The 17046-nt window shown below is 69.6% G+C and carries 14 protein-coding genes and 1 pseudogene; 8 read left to right on the forward strand and 7 right to left on the reverse strand.

Annotated elements, in window-relative coordinates; genetic code table 11:
* Nucleotides 1-316 precede the first annotated feature (316 nt).
* The 3 genes from OG257_RS30265 to OG257_RS30275 all read left to right on the forward strand — a co-directional run bounded on the left by OG257_RS30265 (nucleotide 317) and on the right by OG257_RS30275 (nucleotide 5821).
* Complete coding sequence (locus OG257_RS30265) at nucleotides 317-3772, forward strand: DNA polymerase III subunit alpha (RefSeq protein WP_329212669.1); 3456 nt, start codon at nucleotides 317-319, stop codon at nucleotides 3770-3772.
* A complete protein-coding gene (locus OG257_RS30270; protein ID WP_329212670.1) occupies nucleotides 3769-4749 on the forward strand; it encodes a DNA polymerase Y family protein in 981 nt (326 codons plus the stop codon). The genes OG257_RS30265 and OG257_RS30270 overlap by 4 nt, the downstream gene beginning before the upstream one ends.
* Nucleotides 4750-4915: 166 nt before the next feature.
* A complete protein-coding gene (locus OG257_RS30275; RefSeq protein ID WP_329212671.1) occupies nucleotides 4916-5821 on the forward strand; it encodes an esterase/lipase family protein in 906 nt (301 codons plus the stop codon).
* A 54-nt stretch (nucleotides 5822-5875) separates the two neighbouring features.
* On the opposite strand, the gene OG257_RS30280 is transcribed toward OG257_RS30275, so the two are convergent.
* Nucleotides 5876-6901, reverse strand: coding sequence for a lytic polysaccharide monooxygenase auxiliary activity family 9 protein (locus tag OG257_RS30280; RefSeq protein ID WP_329212672.1), 1026 nt, complete (start codon nucleotides 6899-6901; stop codon nucleotides 5876-5878).
* A gap of 536 nt (nucleotides 6902-7437) precedes the next feature.
* Here OG257_RS30280 and OG257_RS30285 point away from each other — a divergent pair.
* Nucleotides 7438-8559 carry an IS630 family transposase gene (locus OG257_RS30285; RefSeq protein ID WP_329212673.1) on the forward strand — a complete coding sequence of 374 codons (1122 nt, stop codon included), beginning with the start codon at nucleotides 7438-7440 and terminating at the stop codon, nucleotides 8557-8559.
* Nucleotides 8560-8667: 108 nt separating this feature from the next.
* On the opposite strand, the gene OG257_RS30290 is transcribed toward OG257_RS30285, so the two are convergent.
* The 4 genes and pseudogenes from OG257_RS30290 to OG257_RS30305 all read right to left on the reverse strand — a co-directional run bounded on the left by OG257_RS30290 (nucleotide 8668) and on the right by OG257_RS30305 (nucleotide 11494).
* Entirely contained in the window at nucleotides 8668-10095 is a 1428-nt protein-coding gene (locus OG257_RS30290) for a serine hydrolase domain-containing protein (RefSeq protein WP_329212674.1), read from the reverse strand.
* Between the two features lie 351 nt (nucleotides 10096-10446).
* Nucleotides 10447-10590: pseudogene (locus OG257_RS30295) on the reverse strand (IS630 family transposase); the annotation flags it as partial.
* 91 nt (nucleotides 10591-10681) lie between these two features.
* Nucleotides 10682-11119 (reverse strand): ankyrin repeat domain-containing protein, encoded by a 438-nt coding sequence (locus OG257_RS30300; RefSeq protein ID WP_329212675.1) that lies wholly within the window; start codon nucleotides 11117-11119, stop codon nucleotides 10682-10684.
* Nucleotides 11120-11332: 213 nt separating this feature from the next.
* A complete protein-coding gene (locus tag OG257_RS30305) occupies nucleotides 11333-11494 on the reverse strand; it encodes a hypothetical protein (RefSeq protein WP_267074644.1) in 162 nt (53 codons plus the stop codon).
* On the opposite strand from OG257_RS30305, the gene OG257_RS37265 reads away from it, so the two are divergent.
* Entirely contained in the window at nucleotides 11429-11602 is a 174-nt protein-coding gene (locus OG257_RS37265) for a DUF6251 family protein (RefSeq protein WP_443054583.1), read from the forward strand. The two genes, OG257_RS30305 and OG257_RS37265, sit on opposite strands and share 66 nt — an antisense overlap.
* A 145-nt stretch (nucleotides 11603-11747) precedes the next feature.
* Nucleotides 11748-12917, forward strand: coding sequence for a right-handed parallel beta-helix repeat-containing protein (locus tag OG257_RS30310; protein WP_443054504.1), 1170 nt, complete (start codon nucleotides 11748-11750; stop codon nucleotides 12915-12917).
* Nucleotides 12918-12990: 73 nt separating this feature from the next.
* Here OG257_RS30310 and OG257_RS30315 read toward each other — a convergent pair whose 3' ends face one another.
* On the reverse strand, nucleotides 12991-14565 hold the full coding sequence (locus OG257_RS30315) for an alkaline phosphatase D family protein (protein WP_329212676.1): 1575 nt from the start codon (nucleotides 14563-14565) through the stop codon (nucleotides 12991-12993).
* A 149-nt stretch (nucleotides 14566-14714) separates the two neighbouring features.
* Nucleotides 14715-15413, reverse strand: a complete 699-nt coding sequence (locus OG257_RS30320; protein ID WP_329212677.1) for a response regulator — start codon at nucleotides 15411-15413, stop codon at nucleotides 14715-14717.
* A gap of 133 nt (nucleotides 15414-15546) precedes the next feature.
* Here OG257_RS30320 and OG257_RS30325 point away from each other — a divergent pair, with 133 nt between their 5' ends.
* Entirely contained in the window at nucleotides 15547-16530 is a 984-nt protein-coding gene (locus tag OG257_RS30325) for a Bug family tripartite tricarboxylate transporter substrate binding protein (protein ID WP_329212678.1), read from the forward strand.
* A complete protein-coding gene (locus OG257_RS30330) occupies nucleotides 16527-17045 on the forward strand; it encodes a tripartite tricarboxylate transporter TctB family protein (protein WP_329212679.1) in 519 nt (172 codons plus the stop codon). The genes OG257_RS30325 and OG257_RS30330 overlap by 4 nt, the downstream gene beginning before the upstream one ends.
* The last annotated feature ends 1 nt before the right edge of the window (nucleotide 17046 follow it).

Consider the following 17046-nt stretch of genomic DNA (forward strand, 5'->3'; position numbering starts at 1 on the left):
GTCCGCCGATCACGCAGGCGGGGCGGGGCTGAATGGCCCAGGGGGCGGAGGAGCGGACACGGGCGCCGCAGGTGACGAAGCTCTCGCCGCGAACGGATACATGCGGCGCGGAGGCCGATCTGCGCCAACCCTCCTGCCGGGCAACGGAGGTGACGGTGAGACACCTGTCCAGGGCATGCCATCAGCACTCTGGAATACGATCACACGTTCGAATCGTGTCGCCGACCTGGGTTGATGAAGCTAAGGTAATCGAACGAGCGTACGATAGACGTATCGGGTGAATGGGTTAAATGGGGTGGAGTGATGGAGGTGCGACATGGCGGGCTTCGCCCATCTGCACGTCGCGTCCGGTTACTCCGTCCGCTACGGCGCGGCCCATCCCGAGCACCTCGTCCGGCGGACCGCCGAGCGCGGTATGGCTGCGGTCGCGCTCACCGACCGGGACACGGTCACCGGAGCCGTACGGTTCGCGCGGGCCTGCGCGAAATCCGGCGTCCGGCCGGTCTTCGGTGTCGATCTGGCGGTCGAGGCCATCGCACCGCCGCCTCCGGCACAGCGTCGTCGTACCCCGGCACGCGGTGGCGCGCACGTCGTCGAGCCGCCGCTGCGGTTCGTGCTGCTCGCGCAGGACCGGGCCGGATGGGCCCGGCTGTGCCGCATCACATCGGCCGCGCACGCCGGCACCGCATCCGGCGCGGCACCGGTGATGGTGCCGTGGGAGGCACTGCGTGAGCACGGCGGTCCCGGACTGACCGTGCTGCTCGGGCCGCTCTCGGAGCCGGTACGGGCGCTGGCGGCAGGCAGGGAGGACGTCGCCGTGAAACTGCTGGCGCCGTGGCAGGAGATCTTCGGGGACGGGATCCGGCTGGAGGCCGTCGCACAGAGGCGTTCCGGCCTCGGCCCCGGATCGCTCCGCCTGGCTGCCCGCACCCTGGCGCTGGCCGACCGCACCCGCACCACCGCCGTGCTGTCGAACGCCGTCCGCTACGCCGACCCGGACCAGCACCGGCTCGCCGACGTCCTGGACGCCGCGCGGCTGCTGCGGCCGATCGACCGGCGCCGCCTGGACAGCGGGCAGCGCTGGCTCAAGGACGAGGGCGCGATGGCGGGCATCGCACGGATGATCGCCGAGTGCGCCGGAGCCGGCCCCCGGCGGGCGGGCCGCCTGATGGCGGACACCACCGCCGCCGCCGTCTCCTGCGCCGTCGACCCCGTGGCGGACCTCGGACTGGGAACGCCGCACTTCCCGGAACCGGAAGTGCTCGGCGCAGGGACCCGAGCGGGCGGAGCGTCGCAGCTGCTGCGCCGCCAGTGCGAGACGGGTCTGGCCCGACGCGGCCTGGACCGGGACCGAGCGGCGCTCGACCGGCTGGACGAAGAACTCGGCGTGATCGCGGAGCTGAAGTACGACTCGTACTTCCTCGCCGTCGGCCAGGTCGTCACCGACATCCGGGCCAAGGGCATCCGAGTCGCGGCCCGCGGCTCGGGCGCCGGGTCGATGGTCTGCCACGCGCTCGGCATCGCCACCGCCAACCCGCTCGACCACCACCTGCTGTTCGAACGCTTCCTCAGCGTGCGACGGGCGTCCCTGCCGGACATCGACATCGACGTGGAGTCCGCCAGGAGGCTGGAGTGCTACGACGCGATCTTCGAACGGTTCGGCAAGGAGCGGGTGGCGGTCACCGCCATGCCCGAGACCTACCGGGCCCGCCGCGCCCTGCGCGACACCGGCCTGGCCCTGGGGATCGCGCCCGCAGAGGTCGACCGGATCGCCAAGAGCTTCCCGCACCTGCGGGCCTGTGACATCACCGGCGCGCTCGCCGAGCTGCCCGAACTGCGGCAGCTGGCGGCCGAGGCGGACCGGTACGGACCGCTGTGGGAGCTCGCCGAGGGCCTCGACTCCCTGGTCCACGGCATGGCCATGCACCCCTGCGGCGTGGTCATCAGCAACGCGACACTCCTGGACCGGCTGCCGGTGCAGCCGACCCCGCAGGGCGACTACCCGATGGCGATGGCGGCGAAGGAGGAGATCGAGGCGCTGGGCAACATCAAGCTCGACGTCCTGGGCGTGCGGATGCAGTCCGCGATGGCCCACGCCGTCACCCAGATCGAAGGAGCGACCGGCAACCACATCGACCTGGACGACCCGCAGCAGGTGCCGCTCGACGACGTCTTCGCGTTCAAGCTCATCCAGGAGAGCCAGACCCTGGGCCTGTTCCAGCTCGAATCACCCGGCCAGCAGGACCTGCTGTCCCGGCTGCAGCCCCGCGACCCGCAGGACGTCATCGCCGACATCAGCCTCTTCCGTCCCGGACCGGTCGCCGGAGGCATGCCCGAGCGGTACATCGCCGCACGCCACGGCGGCACACCGCACTACGCCCACCCGGACCTCGAACCGGTACTCGCCGACACCTACGGCGTGACCATCTGGCACGAGCAGATCATCGAGACGCTGTCCGTGCTGACGGGATGCGACCGCGCACTGGCCGAGATCGCCCGGCGGGCACTCGGCGACAAGAACCGGCTGCCCAGGATCAAGGACTGGTTCCATCGCCAGGCACGCGCTCGCGGTTACCGCGCGGAGGTCCTCGACGAGGTGTGGGGGACCGTCGAGGCCTTCGGCGCCTACGGCTTCTGCCGGGCCCATGCGGTCGCCTTCGCCGTACCCGCCCTGCAGAGCGCCTGGCTCAAGGCGCACTATCCGGCGTTCCTGCTGGCGGGCCTCCTCGAACACGATCCCGGGATGTGGCCCAAGCGCGTCCTCGTCGCCGACGCCCGCCGCCGCGGGGTGCCGGTCCTGTCCGTCGACATCAACCACTCCAAGGTGGAGCACACCGTGGAGCGGACCGACACGGAGCAGTGGGGGGTACGCCTCGCACTGTCCTCGGTGCACGGCATCAGCAAGGAGGAGTGCGCACGGATCGAGGAGGGGCAGCCGTACGGATCACTGTCGGACTTCTGGCAGCGGGCCCGCCCCGGCCGGCCGGTCGCCGAACGCCTCGCGGAGATCGGTGCCCTGACCTGCCTCCACGACGGCCGCCTCACGCGGCGCGACCTGCTGCTGCAGATCGCCGAACTCCACCGGGCCTCCCGTACCCGGTCCGCGGGCAAGGGCCAGCTGCCCTTCGACGCGGACGTGGCCGGCGGCGCGGAGCCGAGCGGTCTTCCGGAGATGACCGGGCGCGAAGCCCTGAGCGCGGAGCTGGGCACACTCGGCATCGATGTCTCCAGGCACCTGATGGAGCACCACCACCGCCTCCTGCGCGAGATCGGCGCCACCGACGCGGCCCACCTGGCCGGACTGCGCGCCGGTCAGCAGGTCCTCGTCGCCGGTGTACGGGCCTCCACCCAGACCCCGCCCATCGCCAGCGGCAAGCGCATCATCTTCGTCACCCTGGAGGACGGTGCGGGACTGGTGGACCTGGCGTTCTTCGAGGACTCCCACCCGGCCTGCGCGCACACCGTCTTCCACAGCGGGCTGCTGCTGGTCCGCGGCACGGTCCAGGTGCGCGGGACCCGTCGCACCGTCGTCGGCACCATGGCCTGGGACCTGGACGAGATCGCCGCGGCCCGCCGCGACAACGGCCCCGAGGCCGCGCTCGCCCTGCTCGGCGCCGACCATCCGCAACCGACTCCCGCACAGCCGCAGCGCACCCTGGTCAACGGCACCACGGGCGCCCGGCTGCACCCGTACGCCGACCTGCAGCCTGCCGGCAGCCGCACGGCCGACCTGAAGAAGTTCGGCTACACCAGCCCGGGGAGCGCGGGATGACCAAGCGTCAGCGGCACATCGCCCACCTCCATCTGCACGACGTACTTACCGAGACCCGGTACGCAGACGTAATCGAACTGGTGTCTGGTATCACGCCTCACGTCCAGGCTGTTCCGCCCGACGCCGTTCAATTGGACCTCGCCTCGGCGCTCCGGTACTTCGACATGTCCCCCTACGATGTGGTCCAGTTGGCGAAGATCAGGATGAAGGCCCTGTACGGCATCGACTGCAGCGCCGGCCTCGCGGGCAATCGCATGCTGGCGGCCATGGCGGCCGACGCGTCCGCGCCGGGGCATACCACCTGGGTCCCTGACGGGCGGGCCGCCGAATGGCTCCACCCCCGCCCGGTCACCGCACTGCCGGGGATCGGCCGTGCCACGGCATCGACGCTCAGCAGATACGGCTTGCACACCGTCGGCCAGGTTGCAGACGTACCTCCGGCGACCCTGCAGCGCCTTCTCGGCGCCGCTCAGGCGCGGCTGCTGGCCGAACGTGCCCGCGGTCACGACCCCCGCCCGGTCACTCCCATGGAGCCGGCGGCGCACCTGACCGACGATCTCGTGCTCGACCGGGACTGCCTCGACCCGGCGCAGCATCACCGATCCGTCCTGGGGCTCGCCGACCGGATCGGCCAGCGCCTGCGCGGTGAGGGCCAGGTCGCCGGCCGGATCACCCTCACGGTGCGGTACGCCGACCGCAGTTCCACCACCCGCGTGCACAAGCTGCCGGAACCCACCAACCACTCGCCCGCCCTCGTCGCAGCCGCTCTGGGCCTGCTGGCCGCCCTCGGGCTGCAGCGGGCACGGGTCCGTGCCTTCGCCGTCCGCGCCGACGACCTGCTGCCGGCCGGCGGTGCCTACCGCCAGCTCTCCCTGGACCGCGGGGACGCCAGGGCCCGCGCCGCCGAAGCCGCCGCGGACCGGGCACGCCGGCGCTTCGGGGCGGGGGTCGTGCGGCCGGGGGCCCTGGCCGATTGACCGTGTGGGCTACCGGCATTTCTTTACCGACGCGTAACTTCCCCCGCTACCTTACTCGCGCGTAATTTGGCATGAGCACATAGAAATGCCAGCACATTCAGCTTGTGGTCCGGACCACAGGGCGCACAGACATCGCAACTCCCTTGAGCCGCAAGGAGATCGCTCGATGCTGCCCTGGACCCGTGCCCCGCGTACCCCACGCGCGCGCCGACCCCTCACCGCACTCTTCCTCGCCGTCGCCGTACTCGCCACCCCCATGGCGACCGCGACCGCAGCCACCCCCACGGAAGCCGCCGCCACGTCCGCCGCGTCCTCCCGTGGCTGGAACGACTACTCCTGCAAGCCCTCCGCCGCCCATCCCCGCCCGGTCGTCCTGGTCCACGGGACCTTCGGGAACTCGATCGACAACTGGCTCGTCCTCGCGCCGTACCTCGTCAACCGGGGCTACTGCGTCTTCTCGCTCGACTACGGGCAGCTCCCGGGCGTGCCGCTCTTCAACGGCCTCGGCCCCATCGACAAGTCGGCCGAGCAGCTCAAGGTGTTCGTCGACAAGGTGCTCGGCGCCACCGGCGCACCCAAGGCCGACATCGTCGGCCACTCCCAGGGCGGCATGATGCCCAACTACTACCTGAAGTTCCTCGGCGGCGCCGCCAAGGTGAACGCCCTGGTCGGGATCGCCCCCGACAACCACGGCACCACACTCCTCGGCCTGACCAAGCTCCTGCCGTACTTCCCCGGCATCGAGGACCTGCTCACCATGAACACCCCCGGCCTCGCCGACCAGGTCGCCGGATCCGCCTTCATCACCAAGCTCAACGCGGGCGGCGACACCGTGCCCGGTGTCCGCTACACCGTCATCGCGACCCAGTACGACGAGGTCGTGACCCCGTACCGCACGCAGTACCTGAGCGGCCCGAACGTACGCAATGTCCTGCTCCAGAACCTGTGCGCCGTCGACCTCTCCGAACACGTCGCGATCGGGACCATCGACCGCATCGCCTTCCACGAGGTCGAGAACGCGCTCGACCCGGCGCACGCCACCCCGACGGACTGTCTGTCGGTGATCGGCTGAGCCGGCCGGGTCCCCCGCGCGGTGCGGCCGCGCGGGGAACCCGGCCGTGAGCGGTCAGCCGCGGTGGGAGCCGGTGGCTGCCCGGCGGCGGACCGAGGCGAACAGGGCGCTCGCGCCGATCGCCAGCGCGGCCGCACCGCCGATCGCCAGGTAGGTGGTGCTGTCGCTGCCACCGGTCTCGGCGAGAGTCTCGTCCGCGGCGCCGGCCGGAGCGGCGGCGGCACTGTTCGGCTCAGGAGCGTTGGCTCCGTCCCCACCCTCGCCCCCGTCGGCCGGGGCCGCCTCGGTGACCTTCGCGCCCGTCGCGGCGTCGCTGTCACCGTGCCCGTTGTGCTCGACGGACGACTTGTCGGCGCCCTCGTCGATGTCCTGGTCGGACGGGGCGGAGGCAGCCGGTGCCGGGACGGCGGCAACGGAACCGCTGCCGGTCCCCTCGCCACCGAAGACCACGTCGGAGCAGGCGTAGAACGCCTCGGGGGAGTCCGAACGCTGCCAGACGGTGTACACCAACTGCCGTCCCGAAGCCTGCGGCACGGTGCCGTCGAAGACGTACGACCCGTTCTCCAGCTTCGGGTCGGTCGCCTCGGCGAACGGCTTCTCCTGGAGGTCCGACCACTTCAGCGGCTGCGAGGGGTCGTAACCGGCCTTGGTGAGGTACAGCTCGAAGGAACCCTTGTGCGGTGCGGTCGCCCGGAACCGGAAGGTGTGACTGCCCGCCTTCATGGGGGTGGACGGCCAGTCCGCGCGCGGCAGGTCGAGCCCCTTGAACTTGTCGTTGCCCGCGCTGCACAGCTTGCCGTCCGGGATCAGCTCACGGTGCTTGCCCGCCGCGTTGGCGATGTTCACACCGTTCCAGTCGTACAGCGCCTGGGTGCCGCCCGCCGCGACCGCCGCCTGGCACGCGGCGGACTTCGGGCTCTCAGGCCCCTCCGCGAAACAGGCCGAGACCCGGCTCACCGGGTCGGTCAGCGAACCGTGGGCGGCCGCCGGGGCGGCGGACAGCCCGGTCAGTGCGAGCGGAGCGATGCCGAGCGCGACGATCGGGGCGAGCCTGCGGCGAGCGGTCTTGATGGCGGCCATGGTGGCGGTTCTCCTTCGACGGACGCGTCTGTGAGGGGACGGCACAGGGCCGAACGCCGGTGCGGCCCCCCGTACGAATGCCGCACCGACGGAACGGACCCCGTCCCGGTGATCAGCAAACTAGCCGCCGTCCAGGGCGGATCCGGCCGTGGAAAGCCGCAGGTGGCCATCGTTATGGCGGGCTTAAGGGACCGCTAAGCCTGTCGTCAGAGTGGCGTGCGGCGCGCCCTGTTGGAGCCCATGGTCAGGCGGCCTCACAGTCCAGGACTGTCCGGGCGGGTCCACCACGTGTCATGGTCGGTGGTTCCCACTTTGGCTCCCAGATCGGGACTGGGTGGCTCCCAAACGACAGCAGGCCCGGACGGAGGTCCGGGCCTGCTGTTCGTAGGAGGTGGCTAACGTTTCCGGCACTAGGCCCTGTTGCGAAAGTGAGTGCTGAGGCGCGCTAGTGCGGTGACCGGGTGACTTCGCCGGGTCGGTGGGATGTGGGACGGTGGGTTGTTGAGCTTCATCCGTTCCAGCTTTGTGGAGGCGTGGTGGCAGAGCCGGTCAGGGTCCGTCGGTTATCCGACCAGGAGGGCCGGCAGCTGCAGCAGATCGTGCGGCGCGGCACCATGAACACGGTGCGCTACCGCCGCGCGATGATGCTGCTGGCCTCAGCCGGAGGCAGCCGGGTCCCGGTCATCGCCCAGCTGGTGGCCGCGGACGAGGACACCGTGCGCGACGTCATCCACCGGTTCAACGAGATCGGCCTGGCCGCACTGGACCCTCAGTGGGCGGGAGGCCGTCCCCGCCAGCTCAGCCCTGACGACGAGGACTTCGTCGTCAAGACGGCCACCACCGGTCCGGCCCGCCTGGGTAGGCCCTTCACCCACTGGTCCCTGCGCAAGCTCGCCGCCTACCTGCCCACCGTCCCGGGCCGGACCATCAATCTGGGACGCGAGGCCCTGCGCTGCCTGCTGGCCCGAAGCGGTGTCACCTTTCAACGCACCAGCACCTGGAAGGAGTCCACCGACCCCGACTACGACACCAAGCTCGACCGGATCGAGTACCTACTGGAGCACGCGCCGGACCGTGTCTTCGCGTTCGACGAGTTCGGACCGCTCGGCATCCGCCCCACGGCCGGGACGAGCTGGGCACCGGCCGGCCGCCCGGACCGGCTGCCGGCCACCTACCACCGCACCCACGGGGTGACTTACTTCCACGGCTGCTACTCGGTGGGCGACGACACCCTGTGGGGCGTCAACCGCCGCCGCAAAGGCGCCGTGAACTCCCTGGCCGCACTGCGATCGATCCGCGCCGCGCGCCCCGACGGCGACCCGATCCACGTGATCATGGACAATCTCTCCGCCCACAAGGGCACCAGAATCAGGACCTGGGCCACCCAGCACCAGGTCGAGGTCTGCTTCACCCCGACGAACGCCTCCTGGGCCGACCCGATCGAGGCCCACTTCGGGCCCCTGCGGCAGTTCACCCTGGCCAACTCCCACCACCCGAACCACACCGTCCAGACCCGTGCCCTGCAGGCATACCTGCGCTGGCGAAACACCCACGCCCGCCACCCCGACGTCCTGGCCGCCCAACGCCGCGAACGCGCCCGCATCCGCAGCGAGAAAGGCATCCGCTGGGGCGGACGCCCACTCCTCGCAGTTGCATAACCACCGACCCGGCGAAGACACCCGGGCACCGCACTAGCTCAAGCTCCCGCAGCCTGGCGCACAGCTTCTCGTAGCGGCCTTCGGCAACACCCGGTCGGCCGCTATCTCTTACTCGACGTCAGGTCGTGTCATCAGTGGCGAACGCACGTGCAATTCCAGGCTGGGACCGGTCAGGGGCACGGTGCTCCAGGTCGCCGCCGCGGTCCTCGCCTCGGCGTCGACGACCAGATGAACGCGGTGCGGGGTGGTGACGACGTAGAGATCGGCCACGAATGTGCTGCCCTGCCAGGCACCGGCCGCGACGACAGGCCGACCGAGCGGGGAGCTTTCCCGCCAGTCGCCATGGCCGACCTCAACGTCGAGGAGCGACTCGAACCGTACAAGCCATCCGCCGTCGACGGGATCGATGATCACCGTCGTTCCGTTGGGCAGGGCCGAGCCCTCAGCGGAGGCGTCGAGCGTCGCACTGGCCGAACGCCCCGGGTCGGCGGAACCCGGCACCGGCGACAATGACAGTTGCTGCAGTCGATCGGCGAGGATCTCGTCGTCCTGGGCGCTTCCCGCATGGTCCACGCCGGGTAGCAAGCACTCCCATATGGCGTCGAGCACCTCCTGGGACGCCCCTTGGGCGGTCACGGCGACCACGAGATCGTGCGAGGGGACCACCACACACTGCTGTCCGTAGGAGCCATGACCGTGGTAGCCGTGACGCGACATCCAGAACTGATAGCCGTAGCCGTAAGAGAAGTCCGCCTGGTCCGATCCGTCCAGGATCCACTCGCTGTCGATGTGCCGACTGGTCGCGAGCTCCACCCATTCGCGCGGGACGAGTTGCTGGTCGCCGAAGCGGCCGCCGCGCAGCAGTAGTTCACCGAAGGCGGCAATGGCCTCGGTCGTGAGGTGCAGTCCGTGGAATCCGAAGGCGGCACCGCTCTTCACCCGGTCCCATTCGGCGTGGTCGACGCCCATCGGCTTGAAGAGGCGCTCGTCGAGGAACTCCGGGAGACTGCGACCCGTGACCCGTTCCACCATCCGGGCCAGGATGAAGGTGGTTGAGTTGTCGTAGGTGTGCCGCGTTCCCTCGGCCGTGGCAAACGGCAGGCCCAGGAAGCCCTTCACCAAGTCGTCGGGTTCCAGCTGCCAGGCTTCGGCGAGGCTGTCCGTGGGGTGCCCGGCCGTCATGGACAGCAGGTGGTGAACGGTGATGCGGCTTCCCTGCTCCGAGATGTCGGCCGGGACGTGGTCGGGCAACACCTGCACTACCCGATCGTCCAGCGAGAGGAGTCCGTCGGCGACCGCGAGCCCCACGGCGATCGACGTGAACGATTTGGTCAGCGAGTAGAGAAGATGCGGACGTTCGGCCGAGTACGGCGCCCACCAGCCTTCGGCGACGACGTGGCCGTGGTGCACGACCATGATGGAGTGACACTCGATCGATCGTGCTTCGAGCCGGTCCAGCAGCGCGGCGATCGAACGGGACGAGATTCCCGAGGCAGCCGGTGCCGAACGTGGAAGCAGGGCGCGTTGAGCAGACATTCTGACTCTCTGACAGATGCACGCGGATCTCGTTCGACCTTTGAGCTGGAGGTGGATCGATGACAGCGATGTGCATGGAGCAGGGGCTGCCAGCCTGGGTATGCTACGGCCAGGTCGAGTCACGGTTCCATGAGGTTTTTCTTCATGGGTCGATGGCGGTGTCCGACAACTCTGCACGCAGGGGGTCGACCGGCAGGTGCGGGCTTGTGGGCGCCGCCGTAGATACGGCCTGCAAGCAGCAGCAGCACCAGCCGTTGTGCAGTCTACGGACGCCTGGACGCACTGGGCGCTTTGTCATCATTGGTGCAGGTCGCCGGGCCCGCCGCGGCGCGTGCGGTTGGGGGATGGGGTCGGGACCCGGTTCCCGCCGGCCGAGGCAAGCAGCAGCATCGTGCTGCGGTAGCGCACCGTGCTCATGGCTCCGCGCCGCCCGATCTGCTGCAGCTTCTGCCCTTCCTGGTCGGACAACCAACGGACCCTGACCGGCTCTGCCACCACGCCTCCGCGAAACCGAAACGGATAGGGCTCAACGCCGCACCGTCCCACAGAGCACCGACCCGGCGAAGTCACCCGGTCAACGCACTAGCTACGGAGTTGGGTGAGTTGCCGGTTGTGCCCCTGCTGCCCGAAGGATCTCGGCAGTGTCAGGGTGAGGGCCGCTGTTCGCCCAGTCCAGCGGGGACTTGCCTGTGCCGTGGTCTTCGCGAAGGTTGGGATCGGCGCCATGCGTCAACAACTGCCGGATCGTTTCGGTGTGCCCCCAGCAGGCGGCTGCGCAGAGCGGTGTGCCCTCAGAGCCGAGGCCGCTGCTTTCGGTGTCGGGAGAAGCCCCGGCTTCCAAGAGCAAACGAGCTATCTCGGCTTCGCCCTGCACTGAAGCCAGGTACAGCGGAGTGGTGCCGTCACTGTTCCGTCTCTCTGGACTTGCTCCACTGCGCAGCAGGGCCTTCGTGCGCATGGCGTCACCTGCCAGGACTGCTTCGAAGAGGTGGCGGGAGAGCTTCTTCTGCTGGCGCTGCTTCATAGCCGGTGAGGCTAGCGATTATGAGTACGCCGGAGCCATTCATATCCATTCGCTAAGCCTCTCGTCAGGGTGGCGTGCGGCGCGCCCTGCCGGAGCCCATGGTCAGGCGGCCTCACCGTGCCGCTGTGCGGGGTTGCGGAATTCCGGCGCCGCCGACGGGAGCCGTTCGCTCGGCATCTGGATCGCCTGCGACGACGGTGCCCGGCTGGGCGCTCAGAGGCCGTCCAGCACGTTGTTGACCAGGTCCACAACCCGGTACTTCACCTGGTGCCACCGGTTGCAGTACCGCTTCGGCCGCCACCAACGGCCCTGCTTGATCGGCCGTTTGCACCACTTGCACGGCTTCAGCCGCAGCTTGACGTCCAGTCCCCCCATGCCCCGACCTTAGCGGCCGTACCTGTGCCGCAGATCGTGGACCAGTACGTTCACCAGGCCCCGCCCGACCGCACGGTCAAGCGCCTCGGGCCTTCCGGTTCCGCCTAGATGGTTCAGGTCCATGAATGGAAATCAAGTACCGGACCATTGACGCGTTCACGGCAAACACTCTAGCGTCCTTAGAAAGCGCTTTCGTCTCGCGCTCTCCTCCCTCCCCCCATGGTCGGACGAGTCGACCCAACCTGGAGACACGATGCAACTGAGACCTCTCATCGCATGCGTCAGCCTGCTGGCCGGCATGCTTGTCGCGCTGTCCGGCAACGCGGTGCACGCCGCGGGCACCGAGCTGTACGTGTCGCCCGACGGCACCGACAGCGCCGCCGGAACCGAGTCGGACCCCACGACGCTCACCTCCGCCATCAGCCGTGTCACTCCCGGCGGGACGGTCCACCTGCGCGGCGGGACCTACAAGTACTCGCAGACGGTCACCATCCCGCAGGGCAACGACGGCACCTCGGGCGACCGCACGGAGCTGTCCGCCTACCCGGGTGAGACCCCCGTCCTGAACTTCTCGGCCATGGCCGAGGAGACGACGAACCGCGGGCTCGCCGTGAACGGGTCGTTCTGGCACGTGAACGGAATCGTCGTCGAGCACGCCGGTGACAACGGGATCTTCGTCGGTGGCAGCAACAACATCATCGAGCGCACGGTGACGCGGTTCAACCGCGACACCGGGCTGCAGCTCTCACGGATCCTGTCCACCACCCCCAGTGACGAGTGGCCGTCCAACAACCTCATCCTGAGCGCGGAGTCGCACGACAACGCGGACTCCGACGGTGAGGACGCCGATGGCTTCGCCGCGAAGCTCACCGTCGGCCCCGGGAACGTCTTCCGCTACGCCGTGTCCCACAACAACATCGACGACGGCTGGGACCTCTACACCAAGTCGGAGACGGGACCGATCGGCGCGGTGACCATCGAGGACTCCCTCGCCTACAGCAACGGCACCCTGAGTGACGGCAGCCAGGACTCGAACGGCGACCGGAACGGCTACAAGCTCGGCGGCGACGACATCGAGGTCGACCACGTCGTCCGGCGCAGCATCGCCTACGACAACGGCAAGCACGGGTTCACCTACAACAGCAACCCCGGGCACATGTCGGTGTCGGGCAACGTCAGCATCGACAACGCCGAGCGCAACTTCCAGTTCGACGACGGCACTTCGGTGTTCCGGGACAACGTGTCGTGCCGAAGCGGCGACGGGACGAACGACAGGACCATCGGTGACGTCGACGGTTCGAACCAGTTCTGGACCGGTACCAACGGGTCCCGGTGCTCCGACTACGCCGGCGCCCTGGACTGGTCGTTCGCCACGGACGGCAGCCTCGCCGTGACCTTCGGCGGGAATTCTGTGACGCCGTGACCGACTCCCGGCCGGTCCGTCCTGTCGTGTCGGACGGACCGGCCGGGGCCCAACGGCGCCCTGTGACTGCCGGTCAGATCTGGACGCCGGGCACCTTGTCCTCCACGACCACGCTCGCGCGCGTACTGATCGGCGCGTCCGGCTTCGTCACGAAGGGCAGGACGCGGAAGTCGCTCGTCCATCGCTCACGGTCCACCGTGACCCGGACGTAGCCGCGCTGGCTGTTGAAGAACTTCATGTGCGGGTTCGCCGCGAGGAACGTCTCGCCCTGTGCCGTCATGTCCGCGCCGTCGCCGCCGCTCGTGACCGAGGTGCCCACGAACTCCGAACCGACGGTCGCCGAGGACGGATCGGCGTAGTCGCGCTTCAGGTCCCACGCGTAGTTCTGGTGCCGGTCGCCCGTGATGACGACCAGGTTGCGCACCCCGCGGGTGTCGGCCTCGGCCAGCAGCCGGTTGCGCTCGGTGACATAGCCGTCCCACGGGTCCATCCAGACCGTCGTGCCGGGACCCGGGTCCTGGTCGGTCTGGCCCATCGGGGCCTGGTTGCCGAGGATCTGCCAGCGGGCGGACGAGCGGCTGAAGCCCTTGAGGACCCAGTCCCGCTGCCGGGCACCGAGCAGGGTCCGTGCCGGGTCGAAGCGCTCGGCGCAGTCCGCGGACGTGCCGTCGCCGCACGGCTGGTCGTCACGGTACTGGCGGGTGTCGAGCATGGTGAAGTCGGCGAGGCGCCCGTAGGAGAGCCTGCGGTACATCTGTACGTCGGGGCCGTTCGGCAGCTGGGTATGGCGCAGCGGCGCGTGCTCGTACAGGGCCTGGAACGCGTCGGCCCGGCGCTTCAGGAACGTCTCGGGGTTCTCGTTGTTCTCGGAGACCTCGTCCGCCCAGTTGTTCTCCACCTCGTGGTCGTCGAAGGTCATGATCCACGGGAAGTTGGCGTGCGCCTCGCGCAGCGGGGCCTCGGACTTGTAGAGGCCGTACTGCAGCCGGTAGCGCGCCAGGTCGAGGGTCTCCGTGTGGAACCTGGGATCGGTGGTCACGCCGCGCTTGTTCGTCCTGACGCCGGACTCGTACAGGTAGTCACCGAGGTGCACCACCAGGTCCAGGTCCTCCTGCGCCATGTGGTGATAGGCCGTGAAGTAGCCGTCCTGCCACGCCTGGCAGGACGCGAAGGCGAACCTCAGCCGGCGCGGGGAGTCCCGGGGCGCCGGGGCGGTGCGCGTACGTCCGACGGGGGAGACGGCGGAGCCGGCCCGGAAGCGGAACCAGTACACGCGGTCGGGCGCGAGGCCGTTGACCTCGGGGTGGACGGAGTGCGCCAGTTCGGGAGTCGCGATCACGCTGCCGCGGCGCACGACCCGGCGGAACCGCTCGTCGAGCGCCACCTCGTACTGGACGCGGACGGGTGTGGTCGGCATGCCGCCGAGGCCGTCCTGGGCGAACGGGTCGGGAGCGAGACGTGTCCAGAGCACGACCCCGTCCGACGTGGGGTCGCCCGAGGCGACGCCCAGGGTGAACGGGTCACCCTTCAGGGCGGGCGCGGCGAACGCGGACTGCGCGTCCCACGCCCCCGTCCCGAGCATCAGCGCGGCGGCTGCGGCCCCGCCGAATCCGAACATCTGCCTGCGGGACACGGACATCGCGACCACGGGTCCTCCTCGGTTGATCTGCGCCAACCTCGGACACGCTGCCGGGAGTTGATGTCATGCTCACGCGCAACGTATGGCCGGGGGCCGAGCGATGCGTGAACAGGACACCTATACGTCGAGCGGCTCAGGACACCTGTACGGCGAGTGGCTCAGGACACCGCCCGGTAGCGCCGCTCCGGCCGCCCCGTACCCCCGTACCGCAGCGACACCTCGGCCCGCCCCGTCTCCGCGAAGTACTCGAGGTAGCGGCGCGCGCTGACGCGGGACAGGGCACCCGCCTCCGCGCACTCGGAGGCCGACAGACCCGCCGGGTGGTCCCGCAGAATGCGCTCCACGAGGTCCGCGGTATGTCCCGCGAGGCCCTTGGGCAGTTCGCGCGATCCCGGGGGACGGGTGCCGAAGATGCGGTCCACGTCCTCCTGGCGGGCTTCCTGGCGGGACTCGTCGAGTGCGCTCAGGCGATTGCGCAGCGCCGCCACGTGCTGCAACTGCTCCTGCAGTGCCGAGCGGTGGAACGGCTTGATCAAGTAGTGCAGCGCGCCCGCCCTCAGCGCCGCCCTGACCACTCCGGCGTCGCGGGCCGCCGTGATGAAGAGCGCGTCCGCGCTGTGGGCGTCCGCGTTCAGCTCCTCCGCCGCGCGCAGCTCCCGCAGCACGTTGATCCCGTCCATGTCGGGCAGATAGATGTCGAGCAGGACCAGGTCGGGGCGCAGCCGACGGGCCGCGCGCAGGGCCTCGGCGCCACTGTGGGCCACGCCGACGACCGTAAATCCGTCCATCGCGGACACATAGCGGCTGTGCAGCTTCGCGACCATGAAGTCGTCGTCCACCACCAGCACTTTCGTCACGCCCGACACCGTAGGTCGCGACCACAACGACCACAACGTCCATTGGTTCCGGAACGGCGACAGCTGGTTAACGCACGGGCAACATGTGGGCCACCTCACACTCGTCCACGCATGGCTCGAAAGGCGGCACCCGGTGCGATTGCGCACTCCACTCGCCCTGTTCGGGGCGGCGCTGCTGGTGGTCGCGGGGCCACCGCTGCTCTCCACGGGCAGCGGCTCCGACACCGGTACGCAGATTCCCGGACTGCGCTTCATGGTTCCCAACACACCCGGCGGCGGTTACGACATCACGGCGCGCACCGCCGCCAAGAACGCCGAGGACGCCGGCCTCACCCACAGCATCGAGGTGTTCAACCTGCCCGGCGCGGGCGGCACCGTCGGGGTGACCCGGCTGGCCGGCGAACACGGCAACGGCAAGCTCGCCATGTCCATGGGTCTCGGCGTCGTGGGCGCCGTCCACACGAACAAGTCGCCCAAGACCCTGGCCGACACGACCCCGATCGCCCGGCTCACCGAGGAGCAGGACATCGTCGTCGTCGCCAAGGACTCCCCGTACAGGACCATCGACCAGCTGATCACCGCCTGGAAGAAGGACCCGGGGAAGATTCCCGTTGGCGGCGGCTCCTCGCCCGGCGGGCCCGACCATCTGGCACCCATGCTGATGGCGAAGGCCGCCGGGATAGCCCCCAAGCAGGTCAACTACATCCCCTTCGACGGCGGCGGCGAACTGCTCGCCTCGATCCTCGGCAACAAGGTCGGCTTCGGCGTCTCCGGGGTCGGCGAGTACCTCGACCAGATCAAGGCCGGCGAACTGCGGCTGCTCGCCGTGACCGGACCCGAGCGCGTACCGGGACTCGACGCGCCCACCCTCCGTGAGGCGGGGCTGGACACCGACTTCACCAACTGGCGCGGCATCGTCGCCCCGCCGGGCCTCTCCGACGCCGAACGCGACAAGCTCGTCGCACTCCTGCGGGAACTGCACGACTCGAAGCAGTGGCAGGACTCCCTGAAGAAGAACGGCTGGGACGACGCGTTCCTCACCGGTGACGCCTTCGGCGAGTTCCTGGAGGCCCAGGACGACCGTGTCGCCACCGTGCTGAAGGAGCTGGGACTGTGACGACACCCCCTCCCACCACCGCACGCTCCTGGCTGCGCGAGCACTCCGAACTCGGAGTCTGCGTCCTGCTGCTCGTGCTGGGCGTCCTCGTCCTCACCGACGCCCTCACGATGGACGTGGACATCACCCAGCGCGGACCCGTCGGCCCCAGGACCGTCCCGGTCGTCGTCGGGGCCGGCCTGCTCGTGGTCGCCGTACTGCTCGCCGCCGACGTCCTGCGCGGCGGCCGCGGTGAAGCCGAAGGCGGTGAGGACGTCGATCTCGCCGAACCGGCAGACTGGCGCACCGTCGCCCTGCTCACCGGGGTCTTCCTCGCCTTCGCCGTCCTCATCGGCCCGCTCGGCTTCCCCATATCCGGCGCCCTGCTCTTCTGGGGCTCCGCGTACGCACTCGGCAGCCGCCACTACGACCGCGATCCGCTGATCGCGGCGGGGCTCTCGCTCGTGACCTACTTCGTCTTCGACAACCTGCTCGGGGTACCCCTCCCGGGCGGCCCGCTGATGGGGGTGCTCTGAC

Source organism: Streptomyces sp. NBC_00683 (assembly GCF_036226745.1).
GTDB lineage: Bacteria > Actinomycetota > Actinomycetes > Streptomycetales > Streptomycetaceae > Streptomyces.